This is a genomic window from Mesobacillus harenae (genome assembly GCF_013343715.1).
Taxonomy (GTDB): domain Bacteria; phylum Bacillota; class Bacilli; order Bacillales; family Cytobacillaceae; genus Mesobacillus_A; species Mesobacillus_A harenae.
Genome location: NZ_JABUNR010000052.1, coordinates 1 through 343, shown reverse-complemented (window position 1 = coordinate 343; position 343 = coordinate 1). Strand labels below are relative to the sequence as shown.

Here is a 343-nt window from a genome sequence, read left to right as displayed (position 1 = left end):
GAAGGTGCGGCTGGATCACCTCCTTTCTAAGGATATTGTCGTAAAGACAATCGGAACACTGTCCTTTCGGTCAGTGATGTTGTACGCTTGTTTGTTTAGTTTTGAGGGAGCAATTTTTCATTGTTACTTGCGAGTAATGACTCGAAAACCTCAATTAAATACCTGTTATGTGGGCCTATAGCTCAGCTGGTTAGAGCGCACGCCTGATAAGCGTGAGGTCGATGGTTCGAGTCCATTTAGGCCCACCATCTATGTAACGGGGCCTTAGCTCAGCTGGGAGAGCGCCTGCCTTGCACGCAGGAGGTCAGCGGTTCGATCCCGCTAGGCTCCACCATAAACTCCG

General features: G+C 49.9%; 2 tRNA genes. Both read left to right on the top strand.

Annotated elements, in window-relative coordinates:
- Nucleotides 1–171 precede the first annotated feature (171 nt).
- Nucleotides 172–248 (top strand) — tRNA-Ile (locus tag HRJ06_RS23025).
- Nucleotides 249–258: 10 nt separating this feature from the next.
- A tRNA-Ala gene (locus tag HRJ06_RS23020) sits at nucleotides 259–334 on the top strand.
- Nucleotides 335–343 lie beyond the last annotated feature (9 nt).